The 13,729-nt window shown below is 70.9% G+C and carries 12 protein-coding genes; 3 read left to right on the forward strand and 9 right to left on the reverse strand.

The window, feature by feature from the left end; genetic code table 11:
• Position 1: 1 nt before the first annotated feature.
• The 8 genes from D7X30_RS09295 to D7X30_RS09330 form a co-directional block, all read right to left on the reverse strand.
• A complete protein-coding gene (locus D7X30_RS09295; protein WP_120562462.1) occupies positions 2-2,086 on the reverse strand; it encodes a neutral/alkaline ceramidase in 2,085 nt (694 codons plus the stop codon).
• A 208-nt stretch (positions 2,087-2,294) separates the two neighbouring features.
• On the reverse strand, positions 2,295-4,391 hold the full coding sequence (locus D7X30_RS09300) for an ATP-binding protein (RefSeq protein WP_120562630.1): 2,097 nt from the start codon (positions 4,389-4,391) through the stop codon (positions 2,295-2,297).
• 152 nt (positions 4,392-4,543) lie between these two features.
• Positions 4,544-5,212, reverse strand: a complete 669-nt coding sequence (locus D7X30_RS09305) for a DapH/DapD/GlmU-related protein (protein WP_120562463.1) — start codon at positions 5,210-5,212, stop codon at positions 4,544-4,546.
• Between the two features lie 26 nt (positions 5,213-5,238).
• Complete coding sequence (locus D7X30_RS09310; protein WP_120562464.1) at positions 5,239-6,999, reverse strand: histone deacetylase; 1,761 nt, start codon at positions 6,997-6,999, stop codon at positions 5,239-5,241.
• Between the two features lie 115 nt (positions 7,000-7,114).
• Positions 7,115-7,843, reverse strand: a complete 729-nt coding sequence (locus D7X30_RS09315; RefSeq protein WP_120562465.1) for a phosphatase PAP2 family protein — start codon at positions 7,841-7,843, stop codon at positions 7,115-7,117.
• 74 nt (positions 7,844-7,917) lie between these two features.
• Positions 7,918-8,355, reverse strand: coding sequence for a biopolymer transporter ExbD (locus D7X30_RS09320; protein ID WP_120562466.1), 438 nt, complete (start codon positions 8,353-8,355; stop codon positions 7,918-7,920).
• A gap of 11 nt (positions 8,356-8,366) precedes the next feature.
• Entirely contained in the window at positions 8,367-8,777 is a 411-nt protein-coding gene (locus tag D7X30_RS09325; RefSeq protein WP_120562467.1) for a biopolymer transporter ExbD, read from the reverse strand.
• A 139-nt stretch (positions 8,778-8,916) separates the two neighbouring features.
• Positions 8,917-9,429 (reverse strand): hypothetical protein, encoded by a 513-nt coding sequence (locus D7X30_RS09330; protein ID WP_120562468.1) that lies wholly within the window; start codon positions 9,427-9,429, stop codon positions 8,917-8,919.
• A 58-nt stretch (positions 9,430-9,487) separates the two neighbouring features.
• On the opposite strand from D7X30_RS09330, the gene D7X30_RS09335 reads away from it, so the two are divergent.
• Together D7X30_RS09335 and D7X30_RS09340 are read left to right on the forward strand one after the other, a co-directional pair.
• Positions 9,488-9,952 carry an SMI1/KNR4 family protein gene (locus D7X30_RS09335; RefSeq protein ID WP_120562469.1) on the forward strand — a complete coding sequence of 155 codons (465 nt, stop codon included), beginning with the start codon at positions 9,488-9,490 and terminating at the stop codon, positions 9,950-9,952.
• Positions 9,953-10,060: 108 nt separating this feature from the next.
• Positions 10,061-11,467: an NAD-dependent succinate-semialdehyde dehydrogenase gene (locus D7X30_RS09340; protein ID WP_120562470.1), complete on the forward strand. Its 1,407-nt coding sequence runs from the start codon at positions 10,061-10,063 to the stop codon at positions 11,465-11,467.
• A gap of 14 nt (positions 11,468-11,481) precedes the next feature.
• Here D7X30_RS09340 and D7X30_RS09345 read toward each other — a convergent pair whose 3' ends face one another.
• Positions 11,482-12,606, reverse strand: coding sequence for a hypothetical protein (locus D7X30_RS09345; protein WP_120562471.1), 1,125 nt, complete (start codon positions 12,604-12,606; stop codon positions 11,482-11,484).
• Positions 12,607-12,753: 147 nt separating this feature from the next.
• On the opposite strand from D7X30_RS09345, the gene D7X30_RS09350 reads away from it, so the two are divergent.
• Positions 12,754-13,728 (forward strand): COX15/CtaA family protein, encoded by a 975-nt coding sequence (locus tag D7X30_RS09350; protein ID WP_120562472.1) that lies wholly within the window; start codon positions 12,754-12,756, stop codon positions 13,726-13,728.
• Position 13,729 lies beyond the last annotated feature (1 nt).

Consider the following 13,729-nt stretch of genomic DNA (forward strand, 5'->3'; position numbering starts at 1 on the left):
GCTACTTCACGGTGAACGGGCGCGAGCTTCCCGAGTACGGGTGGATGCGCCCGTCCCAGCCGGACTTCCAGTTCCCCTCATGCACCAGCCGGTACGTGCCCGGCTGCGTGTCCCTGGAAATGGGCCAGGTGATTCGCACCTGCGAGCACGCGAGCGTGGGCACGCAGTACTCGCGCTGCCAGTGGTACAGCGCGACGCCGTCCCCGTCGTTCGCCACGTCCCGCCACGTGCCATCCGCCTCCCGCCGCTGTACGCGAAGGAAGGTGCCACCCAGCTTCAGGTCATTGCGCGGATGGCCGCCCCAGAAGGTGACGCTCGCCGTGTCGCCCCGCGCGTAGGACGCCTTCGCCTCCTCCGCGACGGCGCCGAAGTCCACCCAGAGCAGCTTGTCGTCGAACACCACGCCGGGCTGCAGCCCCACCACCGCCTTGCGCAGGTCGCGCGGCGTGGGGCCGGGCGGCACGGATGTCCCGTCGCGCAAGCTGGCCGCGAGCCCCGTGAAGGACTGCTGCAGCGCCGCCAGCGTCCACGGGCCGAAGTGCGTGGACGCGCCCTCGTAGTCCTGGCGCGCGTACTCCTCGCGCGTGGCCACGTAGCCCGAATAGGCGTTGGCCGGTCCCGCGATGACCACGTCCGTCACGCCCGTGCTTTGGAGCTGCGCGCGCACCGTGTCGCGCAGCCGGCGGCCCGCCATGGTGGTCATTTCGAAGGGCACCGCCACCAGCGCCAGCGGCCCCACCGTCACCACCTGCAGGGGCAGCACCTCCGGGGACCACGGGTAGGGCTTCATGGTGCCCATCTCCAGGACGATGGGCTTCTCCCCCTGGCAGGGCGTGGTGACGGCGGCGCAGGTGAACTGGCTCCACACGTCGTGCACGGACTCGCACGTGGCCCCTTCCGAACCGAAGCCGGGCCCATCCTCCGCGCCCGCCAGCATGGACAGTCCAATGGCCGCGGGACAGGTGCGGTGCGCGCTGCCGTCCGCGAACGCGGGCGCGACGTCCACCGCGTCCATCTTCACGTAGGCGTGCCGGTAGTCCACGCCGCCCATCACCGGCATCCCGGCGGTGGACCACAGGTGCTCGGCGAAGTCGTACTGCTTCTTCGCGGACAGGGCCGCGTCCTCGAAGTCGTTCGCGCCGCCGCCGTTCGTGCCGCCCAGGATGTTGGGCGTGACGTCGCCTTCATTCGAGTTCGCGAACGCCGCGACGAAGGAGTCCGGGCCTCCGGGCGCCCGTCCTCCCTTCTCCACCTCGAACGTGTGCGCCGCGAGCCCCTTGTTGTCGCCGCTGATGTACGTGTTCGTGTTGCCGAAGGACGTGGCGTGCACGGCGAACCAGTTGACGAGCCCCAGCTCGCGCCCATCCGCTCCCGTCATCCGCAGCAGCGTCATGCGGTTGTCCACGTTGTCGGGATAGCGGACGCGCTCGGACTCCGGGTTGCGCAGGTAGGCTTCCGGTGAGCGGTTGATGCTGGCGCCGTGCAGGTCGCCCGAGGACAGCCGCAGCGAGCCCTCGGCCAGGCGTGCGTTGGCGCGGATGATGGAGTCCGTGATGCCGGAGACGATGGCTTCGAAGTTCTGGGGCACGAAGCCGAAGGTGGTCAGGTTGTAGAACGTGTAGTGGCTGAAGCCGCCCGGCCCGGAGTGCGTGTGCGTGGCGCTGAGCAGCACGTTGTCGTCGGAGAACGTGTCGCCCAGCTTCGAGCGCAGCCGCTCCACCACCTGCTGCTTCACCGCCTGGAACACCATGCCCAGGTCCGCGCTGACGAAGGCCACGCGGCGGCCGTTGCACGGCGAGGCGATGACGAACGCCCGCGAGAACAGCCGCAGGTGGATGCCCTCCGTCTTCTGGCCCACCTGCCCGTAGCCCATCATCCCCACCTCCGCCGCGGGGCCGGTGATGTCCGAGCGCGCCGCGCCGATGAGGAAGTTCGCGGAGCCCGCGCACCCGTTCGCCGGAGCTTCCACTGGAGCCGGAGCCTGCGGCGTCCCATCCTGCGCGCTGGAAGCGCCCGGCCCCAGCGCCAGCACGCAGCCCAGCAGCAACCCGAGCACGGGAGCGAGGCGGCCGTTCAGCGTGTGCATGACATCCTCCACGGCCTTTCGGAAGGGAAGGCCCCCGGCGGCGGGGCGGGTCCCAAGCGTGCCGCCGTTGCCCCCTGGAGGGCAGCGCACGCGAGGGCAGGCCGTCCGACGCTCCACACTCGAACACGGGAGCGCGGCGGATTCAGTCCATTTCGAGGCAGCGGACGGGCGGCCCGCTCCGCCGCATGGACGCGGAATGCAGGCCTGCTCAGGCCACGCGTGCGGGCCGCGCGGCGACGTGCAGGGTGACGCGGAAGGTGGCGCCGTTCCCCGGAGTGGACTCCGCGGCGATGGTGCCGCCCAGCGCGCGCACGATGGTGTCGCAGATGGACAGGCCCAGGCCGGTGCCCTGGCCCGGCGCCTTGGTGGTGAAGAAGGGGTCGAAGATGCGGCGCAGCAGCTCCGGCGCGATGCCCCGGCCCGTGTCGCGCACCTCCACCACCACCCGGCCGTCGTCGTCCACGCGGCTGATGAGACGGATTTCGTGCTCGTCCGTGAAGCCTTCGGGAATCGCGTGCGCGGCGTTGATGACCAGGTTGAGGAACACCTGGAACAGCTTGCCCTCGTTGGCGCGCACCGTCGGCACGACGCCGTACTGCTTCACCAGCCGGGCGCGCGGCCGGATTTCACTGGCCGCCATCTGCGCCACGGAGTCCAGCACGCGGTGCAGGTCCACCGCCTCCTCGTGCGCGTCGTCCACGCGGGAGAAGACCTTGAGCTGGCGGACGATCTGGCGCATCCGCTCGGAGCCCTCGCGCGCGTCGTCCAGCACCTGCTGGTACTCCAGCAGCTCCTCGGCGCCCAGGGGCCGGGGCATGGGGCCCAGCGCGCGGTGCAGGAACTCCAGGTTGGAGAGCACGTAGGACAGCGGGTTGTTCAGCTCATGCGCGATGCCCGCGGCCAGCATGCCCATGGAGGCCAGCCGGTCCCCCAGCATGAGCTGCGCCTGCATGTGCTTGCGCTCGGTGAAGTCGCGCGCCACCGTCACCCGCGCGGGCACGCCGTCGAAGAGCACACCCAGCGTCACCAGGTCCGCGCTCACCACCTGCCCGTCGCGGCGCACCAGCGGCACCTCGTGCGAGCGGGCCGCCAGCGCCCCGTCCTGCGCCTCCTCCAGGTGGCGGCGTGCGACCTCCTGGTCCTCGCGCCGCACCAGGCCCAGCAGGTGCCGGCCCAACAGCTGCGCGGGGTCCTGGTAGCCCAGGTAGTTGGCCATGGCCGGGTTCACCGACAGGAGCATGCCGTCCGTCGTGTGCACCACCACGGGGTCCGGGAACCCTTCGATGAGCAGGTGGAAGCCGGCCTCCGTGCGGCGCAGCGCCGTCTCCGTGCGCACGCGCAGCGCGTCCGTGGTGTGCTGCTCCAGCGCCAGCGACAGCGCGCCGGCCGCGCCGGAGAGCAGATTCACCTCCACGTGCGACCAGGGCCGCGAGTCGTCGCAGTTGTCGAAGCCGATGAAGCCGAACGGCTCGCCGTGCACCACCAGGGGCAGCACCAGCAGCGAACGGATGCCCTGCGCCAGCAGCACGGGCGCGTTGTCCGCGCCGAAGTCCTCCGGCGAGCCCTGCACGGCCTCGCCCCGGTGGAGCTGCTCCAGCTGGTGCAGCGTGAAGGCCTGATCGATGGGCCACGCCTGCGTGTCAGGGTTGTCCAGTTCGCGCGAGATGCCGGGCGCGCACCACTCCGCGCGCTGGGACTGGAGCATCCGGCCGGAGGCGTCGCGATGGAACTCGAAGACGTAGGCGCGGCTGGCGCCCGCGACGCGGCCCAGAGGCTCCAGGATGGAGTTGTACACATCCCCGGAGGCCTCCGGCGCGAGCAGCTGCCGCTGGACCTCCACCATCGCGCCCAGGTAGCGCTCGCGCGTGGCGGCGGCCTCCTCCGCCAGACGGCGCGGGGTGACGTCCACCAGCGTGCCCAGCACGCCGCCCAGGTGCTCCGGATCGCCCGTCGCGGACAGCTCCACCCAGCGCGGCTGCGTGCCGCCCGACAGCCGCAGCTCCAGCCGCGAGGGCACGTCCGTGCGCGCCAGCGCCGTGCGCAGCAGCACGCGCGCCTGGTCCCGGTCCTCCGGATGGAACAGCTCCACCAGCGCGCGGCCCAGCCACGCGTGCACGGGCGCTCCGACCAGTCTCTCCCAGGCGGGGGTCGCCAGGACGAGGCGGCCCGCCGCGTCCAGTTCGAAGAGCGCCTCGCGCAAGAGCGACCCGGCGCGCTGGAAGCGACGCGTGTCCACGAGGTCGCCCGCCACGGATGACTGCCCCAGAGCAGCGGCGCTCCCCGTTTCGCGTTGCTCCTGCGTCACCGCGGCCTCCTTCATCACGGATGAAACGGAATGAAATCTGGATTGGAGGGAAACCCACCCGGTGCGTCCGGGCCCGACCCCTCTTTCCGTCTCACCGCGACCTGAAGCATAGGGCGCTCGAATGTTTCAAAGTCAATGGACCCACCCGGGACTCAGGGGTTTCCCTCGGAGTCTGGAGGCTCCCACCCCCCGGGAATTCCGGAACGGGGGCGTTGACGGCGATCCCCGAGCAGGCGTGCAGGCACGCCCCCGACGATGGCCCACGGGGGCACGTCGCGGGTGACGACGGCGCCCATGCCAATCACCGCGTGGTCACCCACGGTGACACCGTCGGTGATACCCGCGTTGGCGCCCACCCAGACGTCCTGGCCGATCACGATGCCCTTCGAGGTGACGGGCTGCTCGCGCACGGGGCGGTCCGGCGCGAGGCCGTGGTCGAAGGCGTAGAGCGTGGCGCCGCTGGCGATGCGGCTGCCCTCGCCGATGCGGATGCCGCACGTGCCGCCGTCCAGGCTGACGCGCGCGTTGAGGCTGACGCGCGGTTCCAGCACCACCGGCCCGTGCACGAAGGCGTCCGCGCCGATGCTGCACCCCGGCCCGATGCGAACGGTGCGGCCGGGCTCCGCGAAGATGCGCGCCTCCGGGGCGATGAAACATCCTTCGGCGATATCAACTGTCTCCAGCGCGCGCAGGCGGTCCTGCACCTCGCGCTGCCAGGCCTCCGCCCATTCGCGGTGGCGCGGCTTGAGGCTGAAGTAGAGCCACGGCATCCACGACAGCCGCAGCTTGTGTTGTTCACGGCGTTGCGCGTCCAGGTCCACGTGTCCTGACTACCACGGGCCCGGCTTCAACCGGACGCGGGCACCACGGTGAAGTGGCAGCGCTCGCGCTCCATCGCCACGGCCTCCGCGTCCAGGGACACGGGTGACAGGCGGCAGAGCATGTCGTCCGGCTCCCACGGATACGGCTGGCCATCCAGGCGCACGCGCCCTTCGGCCACGGCGCGTGTGGCCTCCACGAGCGACAGCGAGGACAGGTCGCGCATCAGCGCCTCGAAGCGGCCCTGACGCTCCGGGGTGGAGAAGTGGAAGCGGCCGCGCGCGACGACGGCCAGGTGGTACCACATGGGCCGGAAGGCCACGCCGGCCAGGCTCAGTCGCTGGGCCATGGCGAGCAGCACCTCCGTCGTCTCACGCGACAGGCCCAGGCCGGGCACCTCCTGGCCGGGCAGCTGCGGGCGCTTGTCGCTGAAGCGCGCGCGGGGGTGGCGCAGGGACAGCCAGTTGGCGAAGAGGAAGGTCTCGCCCTGGAGCTCCTTCTTCTCCACCACCGAGTCCGACAGCAGGTGCTCGCGGCCGCCCGCGTGGCCCAGCACCATGATGCGGTCGCCGGTGCCGCCGGTGGAGGCCACCTGCACGCGCAGGCGGCTGTAGCCCAGGCGCTCCACGTACGACAGCAGGCCGTAGCGGAAGAGCGCGTACTCGATGCCCTGCGCGGTGTAGTGGCCCAGCACGCGCGGCTGCACCTCCGGCCCCAGCCGCAGCGGGCCCTCCAGGTCCTCCAGCGAGAAGGGCTCCCAGTGCGGCACCTTCCCGGCGGTGTTCGCCTTCTCCGGATCCAACAGGTGCGCGATGCGCTGGAAGCGCGCGCTCAGCGGGTCGTAGCGCGCGGTGATGCGCTGGTGGCCCAGGCCCGCGAGCACCAGCACGGTGCCCGCGAACAGCTTCCAGGACTCCGCGTGGTAGCCGCCACCGGGCAGCCACACGCTGGCCTGTCCCCGCAGCGCGGCGGCGATGGCCACGTCGCGCTTGCGCGCCCCCTGGAGCGTGATGCCCACGCGCCCGAAGCGGTCCCCGGACAGCACGTCCCCGCCAGCGATGACGAAGGTGATGTCGGAAGCGGGCATGCGCGCGAGCAGGTCCTTCACCTTCTGCACGTAGGTGACGTCGTCGCAGCCGTCCGGCACGCGTGTTTCGTCCACGCCGGGGGGCAGCACGCCCCAGTCGCTGCCGGACACGGAGCCGATCCACACCTTGGGCTGTCCGGCGAGACACGCCGCGGTGCCATCCGGCGGGTGCGCGTCCAGGTCCAGCACGGCCACGGAGCCGTCGAAGCCGGAGGCGCGGAGGTCCGCCACGGCCACGGCGATGTCATTGACGGTGCAGAAGCCGCCGCCCTTGTCCGGGCGCGCGTGGTGGAAGCCGCCGGCCATGTTGACCACGGGCCCCTGCCGCGCGAGCGCCAGCCGGGCCGCGCCCAGCGTCCCGCCGCACACGAGCCGCACGCTGTCCAGGAGCGCGTCCACGGGGACCTCGGACGGGTCGGTGGCGTAGATGCGCGCGAGGGTCGCGGGGTCGGAGAGGGACTCCAGGTAGCGGGCGTCGTGCACGCGCGAGAGCTGCGCGTAGGACACGGGCACGGGGTGGCGCACGTCCGCGGCGCGCACCACGCCGGCCTCCAGCAGGTACCAGGTGGTGAAGTCGGTCCCGCGCGGCTCGATGCCCACGGAGGACTCGATGCCGGTGAGGGGGAGGCGGTAGGCCTCGTCGTAGAAGACGTGCACCCGGCCGCGTCCCAGGCCCAGCTTCCACAGCCACGCTTGGATCATCCGCGCCTCGCGGGCGGCAGGGAGTGGCGGGTGTTCACGGGGACGAGGGACACGGGAGGTGGGTCGAAAAGGGTGGTGGCCCCTTCATCCTGCGTGGGGGCCGTGGGCGCAAGGCTCATTCCACGGGGCGCTGGGCCTCTTCCCGAAGGGCGGGGCTGCGGCGGCGCACGGTGCGGGCAGCGACGGTGACGAACAGGGCCCACGCGAGCCCGGCCACCCAGCCGCCGAGCACGTCCGTGGGGTAGTGCACGCCCAGGTACACGCGGGTGCAGCCCACGAGGACGGAGAGCACCAGGGCCACGGAGAGGAGATAGACCTTCACGCGGCGGTGTTCAGCGAACTGGGCCAGCAGCGCGCCCAGCGTGAGGTAGGTGATGGCGGACAGCATGGCGTGGCCGCTGGGGAAGCTGGTGGACATCGTCTCGGTGAGGTGGGGCACCACCGAGGGGCGCGGGCGGTGGAACAGGTTCTTGAGCAGCGCGTTGAGGATCCACCCGCCGACGATGGCGGACAGCACGAAGAGGCTGGTGCGGTAGCGGCGGGCCACCACGAGGAAGCCGCACACGGCCGCGGTGAGGAGCGCCAGGACGGGGAAGCCGCCCAGGGACGTCACGTCGCGAGCGGTCTCCGCGAGCCACCACGGGCCTCGGGGGAGCGCGGGGTCTTCGTCACGGCGCAGGGAGCGCACGATGCGCTCGTCGATGTCCTGCGTGTCGCCTTCATGGACTTCGTCGGACAGGACGACGAAGCCCAGGACGCACGCGACCACGAGCAAGAGCAGCCCCAGGGGCCGCGTCACCATCACGTCCCAACCCGACACCCACCGCCATGGCCCTCGTGACATGGATGTGACTTAGGACAGCGGGTGCGGGCTGGCCACGGGCTTTTCGCGGCGAGTGTCGGGCAGGCTCCAGGTGCTTAGGGGTTCTGAACGGACAGGCCCAGCGCCTCCGCTCCCGCGACCTTCGCGCCGTCGAGGGCCACGATGAGCTGGGTGTAGGGGGCACGGGCGTCAGGCTGGAAGAACAGGCCGCGTTGGCCCTTGGGACGGGCCTCCAGGAAGGCACGCAGGCGCGGCACGAAGTCGGCTTCGCTCACGGGCTCACCTTCCAGGAGGAGCGTGCCGTCCGCGGTGAGACGCACGAGGCCGGGGGCCAGCTCCTTCGACGTCGGGGGCTCTTCGGTCGGGGTGGCCTGCGCGGACGGGAGCTGGAGCTGGAACTCCCCGCGCATGAGCGGGGTCACGACCATGAAGATGATCAACAGCACGAGGACCACGTCCACGAGCGGCGTGATGTTGATGTCCGACTGGATACCGGATGGGGGTTTCACCACGAATGGGCGTCTTGCGTGCATGGCGGTCCTCCTCAGTTCTTCCGCATGGAGACACCCAGGGACACTTTCAGCGCACCCGCGTCCCGCGACTGTTGCAGCACCCCGAGCACGTCGCCGCAGGTCAGCGTCTCATCGGCCTTGAGGAGCAGCTTGCGGTCTGGCTGGGCGCGCAGTTCCTGCTGAACGCGTTCCTGGAAGCGCGCGGCGTCCGGGAAGGCCTCTTTGCCGACGTACAGCGCCTTGTCGGCGGTGAGGGAGAAGACCAGTGGCTCGGGCTTCTCGCGAGGCTCGCCCTGAGCGGTGGGCAAGGTGACGTCCTTGTCCTGCTGGGCCAGCGGCGTCACGACCATGAAGATGATCAACAGCACCAGCACCACGTCCACCAATGGGGTGACGTTGATGTCGGCCTTCACTCCACTCCTGCCTCCCACGGCCATTCCCATGCACAGCCTCCGCGCGAGTTCCTGCGAGTCGGAAGCCATGGGACCACGGGGCCTAGATGCCGTTGGCCGTGGGCACCCGGTGGTTCGGTCATGATTCGGTCACGGATGCCGGGCAGAGACGACGATGGGTCGTTCCTCATCAGTCCTGAAAGGCATGGTTCACGCCAGGGAGTTCGGGGCGCGCTCGGCCCGCGATCCAGACGTCGGTACCAGCCATGCGGAACTCGTCGACGGTGTTGAGCACGAAGCCAGGGGCCGCCGTGGGCACGCCGTCGTCGAACCAGCGCAACAGCAACTCGTGAGCGAAGAAGTCGATGAGCAGATGGGCCGTCGCAGGGTCCGCGAGCGCTCGTGCCGGCTCTGGCCAGCCGAGGGCACGCAGCGCCTGATCCAATGGATGATCCGGCGAGAGAAAGCGCTGACCGTCCTCCACCACTTCGACCCAGTCCTGTTCGAGCAGCGCCACGGCGTAGGCGCCGGGCAGGATGACTTCGTAGCGCACCTCGACGATGCCCGGCGTCCGCCAATGCTGGCCGAAGTTCATGGTGCGGACGCTCAAGTTGTCTACCGCCACCGGGCGGCCCTCCACGACATAGCTCGACCTGTGCGGTGAAACGGAGAATCGGGGTCGCCACTCGTTCTGATAGGTCATGGTCCCTTCGGCAGGATACCTGGAGCAGAAGTGAGGACGCTCAGGCGAGGCCAAGGTCATGCGAACGACTGAGGGTGGACCATTGCTGAGCAACGCGGACCTGGATGCGTTCGAGCAGCGATATGGGTTCGCGCTCCCACTCCCGCTTCGTGAGTTCCTGCTGACCAGCAATGGTGGCCGGCCGGAGCGCGACCTCTTCAAGCTCCAGGGTCTGCCAGGGAATCCCTTCGGCCGGATCCACTTCTTCTTTGGGCTCAACGACCCCATCGAAGCCTGCAACCTGGACTGGAACCTGGAGGTCTTCCGGGATCGCATCCCCCCAGAGCTGCTCCCCATCGCGACGACGGAGGGCGCGGACAAGGTGTGCCTGTCCGTGACCGGTGCCACAGCGGGCCAGGTGTTCTATTGGGACGCGCATGCCCGGCCGGGCACGAACAGCGTCCATTTGCTGGCGGAAGACCTCGACACCTTCATCTCCGCGCTCCAGTCGGATGCGCTGTCGCCTACCGTCCTGGAGTCCTGAGTCACCGGCGTCCGGCGTACGCCCCTGGACGCTCGGACCCGGGAGGCATTGTCACGGGGGTGTGGCCTGTTATCACCCGGTGACGTTCTCACCGGGAGGCACCCGCACATGGCCATCGCCACCATCAGCCCCACCACCGGCAAGACGCTGCGCACGTTCGACGTGCTCTCGTCCGAGGAACTGGAGCGCAAGCTGCAACGGGCCGCGGACACGTTCCGCTCCTACCGCGAGACGTCCTTCGCGGACCGCGCCCGCTGGATGCGCCGCGCCGCTGAGATCCTCGAAGTCGAGGCCGGTCGCTTCGGCCGCATGATGACGGAGGAGATGGGCAAGCCCCTGGAGGCAGCCAAGGCCGAGTCCATCAAGAGCGCCACCGCGTGCCGCTACTACGTCACCCGCGCGGAGAAGCTCCTGCGCGACATGCCCATCGACGTGGACGGTGACACCGCCTTCGTGCGCTACCAGCCCCTGGGCCCCGTCCTCGCCATCATGCCGTGGAACTTCCCCTTCTGGCAGGTCGTGCGCTTCGCCGCCCCCGCACTCATGGCCGGCAACGTGGGCCTCCTCAAACACGCCAGCAACGTGCCCCAGTGCGCCATCGCCCTCGAAGAAATCTTCCGCACCGCCGGCTTCCCTGAGGGCGCCTTCCAATCGCTGTTCATCGAAACGTCGGACGTGAACCGCGTCATCGAAGACCCTCGCGTGAAGGCCGTCACCCTCACCGGCAGCGAGGGCGCCGGCCGCGCGGTCGGCGCCGCCGCGGGCCGTGCCATCAAGAAGGTCGTCCTGGAGCTGGGCGGCAGCGACCCGTTCATCGTCATGCCCAGCGCGGACCTGGACAAGGCCGTGCACACCGCCGTGTCCGCGCGCCTCATCAACAACGGCCAGTCCTGCATCGCCGCCAAGCGCTTCATCGTCGCCGACCCCATCGCCCAGGAGTTCGAACGCCGCTTCGTCGAACGCATGAAGACCATGGTGGTCGGTGACCCCATGGATCCGAAGACCGACGTGGGTCCGCTCGCCACGCCCGGCATCCTCGAAGGGCTGCACGCCCAGGTGCAGGAGAGCGTGAAGGCCGGCACCCGGCTGCTGCTCGGCGGCAAGCCCCAGGGCGGCCCCGGCAACTTCTACCCGCCCACCGTGCTGGCGGATCCGCCGCCCAAGGCCCCCGCCTTCCATGACGAGCTCTTCGGCCCCGTGGCCACGCTGCTGCGCGCCCGCGACCTGGAGCACGCCATCGAGTTGGCCAACGCGACGCCCTTCGGCCTGGGCGCCAGCGTGTGGACCCAGGACGCGAACGAGCAGCGCCGGCTCATCGACGGCATCGAGGCCGGCATGGTGTTCGTCAACGCGCTCGTCGCCTCCGACGCGCGCCTGCCCTTCGGCGGCGTGAAGCACTCCGGCCACGGCCGCGAGCTGGCCGACCTGGGCATCCGCGAGTTCGTCAACGCGAAGACCGTCCGCATCACCGGCGCGTCCGGCGCACCGCCGCCGTCGAAGCACGCGGGCGAATAGCCCCGCACCGCCCTTCAGCGCGTGCGCACCCGGCCATCCACGGGTGCGCCGTGCACCTCTTCCAGCGCGGACGTCACCGCGTCCACCTCCGCGCCCAGTTGCTCCACGCTGTGGCGCAGGCCCGCGCCGGCCACGTCCGCGTCCGCCGCGTCCGCCGAGCGCACCCGCAGCACCTGGGCGTAGAGGTTCTCCAGGGTGTACGCCAGCCGCGTGAACTCGGCCTCCAGCCGGTCCGCCGCCTTCGTCAGCTCCGCGCGCTGGCGCACCTGCTCATCCAGCACCTGCAACGCCGCGCGCAGCCGGTCGCGCACCACCACGTCCTCCTCCGCGGCCCAGCGCGTCTCCAGCTTCTTGCGCTCGTCCGCCAGCCGCTGCACGTCCTCCGGCGGCGCCACCGTGCGCAGCTCGCGTTCGCGGCGGATGAGCTCGTGGCAGCTCTTGCGCAGGTCCTGCACGGTGCGCTCCGGCGAGCGCACCATCTCCTGCAACACGCCCTTCCCCGCTCGCAGCTCCGCGAGCAGCTTCTCGCAGACGGCGTCCACGCGCGTCAGGCGCGGATCCGCCGGCGCCTCCGGCACCTTCGCCTGGGGCAGGACCGGCGCGGGCGGCTCCTCCACGCGCGTCAGCAGGGGGTTGTTGCTCGGCCGCAGGTGCTTCGCGGCGCCCTTGAAGAACGCGAGCGCCACGAACACCAGCCACCAGTACTGCTCCGGCAATCGCACCACCGTGGCCACGCACGCCAGCGCGACGACGAGCTGACCCACGCCCACCACCGGGTTTCGCGCGGCCTCCTCCCGCGCCGCCTTCTCCGCGCGCTTCGCATCGCGGTGCGCCTGCTGCTGCGAGATGTACGCGTCGCGTTTGGCCTGCCGCTCCGCGCGGCGCAGGGCGTCCTTCGACTCGCGCTCCCACTGCTTCTCCCACCGCTGGCGCTCCCGCTCCGCGCCGCGCTCCCACTCCCGCTCCCAGCGGTCGCGCTCCTTCTCGGTGGGCAGGCGGCCCATCCGGCGCACCCAGCCTTCCAGGGCCGCGTCCTTGCGCGCACGTCCCTCCTCGATGGCCGCTTCCAGCCGACGCAGGCGCTCGGCCGCATCGTGAGGGGTCGAGGAGGCAGGGGGCGCTTCGCGGTCTCGGGGCACGAGGTGACGCTAACAACTTCCCCCCGGGTTGGGGACTGCCGTGGGTGGCCCCATAAGCGCAGGTGTTGAGCCATTGGCGCGCGGCGGGCAGGCGGACACGGGCACGCGGTGGTCCCCTGTAAACGAATGCGGTACTGGGAGGGCACGATGACCCTTCCCACCGCCGCGACCCGCCGCTTCCAGTGGTTCAGCCAGGGCGTGCTCCTCTACACCCTGGGTGTCATCCTCTGGGGCGCGTTCGTGCGCGCCACCGGCTCCGGCGCGGGCTGCGGTGACCACTGGCCCGTCTGCAACGGCGAGGTGATACCCCGCGCCCCCTCCATCCAGACCCTCATCGAGTACACCCACCGCGTCACCAGCGGCCTGGCCACGGTGCTCGCCGTCGCCCTCTACGTCTGGGCCCGCCGCGAGTTCCCCAAGGGCCACCCGGGCCGCGGCGCGGCGTTCTGGGCGCTGGTGTTCATGCTCACGGAGGGTCTGGTGGGCGCGGGCATCGTGCTGCTCAAGTACGTGGCGCAGGACGCGCGCCTGGGACGCGCGGTGTGGATGGGCGTGCACCTGACCAACACCTTCCTCCTGGTGGGCGCGCAGACGCTGGTGGTGTGGTCATCCAAGGGCCGCGCGCGCATGGTGCTCCAGGGCCAGGGCGTCGTGGGCGCGCTGCTGGGCGGGAGCATCGCCGGCATGCTGGTGCTGGGCGTCAGCGGCGCGGTGGCCGCGCTGGGCGACACGCTCTTCCCCGCCACCAGCCTCGCGCACGGCTTCGAGCAGGACCTGTCGGAGACGGCGCACGTACTCTTGCGCCTGCGCATGTTCCACCCGGCCATCGCGGTGGCCATGGGCGCGCTGCTGGTGTTCGGAGGCCGCCAGGTGGCGCGGCTGCGGCCCTCGCCGGACGTGCGGCGCGCCTCCACGTGGCTCACCGGCATGTACGTGGCGCAGCTGTGCGCGGGCATCATCAACCTGGTGCTGCTGGCGCCGGTGACGATGCAACTGGTGCACCTGCTGCTCGCGGACTGCGTGTGGATGTGCGTGGTGCGGCTGTGCGCGGCGGGGCTCGCGGAGGACGCGCCGCGCCTGGAGCCCGCCACCGAGCCCGCCTCCCGCGTGGAGCCGGTGTAGC

The organism is Corallococcus sp. AB011P (genome assembly GCF_003611605.1).
In the GTDB taxonomy this organism is placed as follows: Bacteria; Myxococcota; Myxococcia; order Myxococcales; family Myxococcaceae; genus Corallococcus; species Corallococcus coralloides.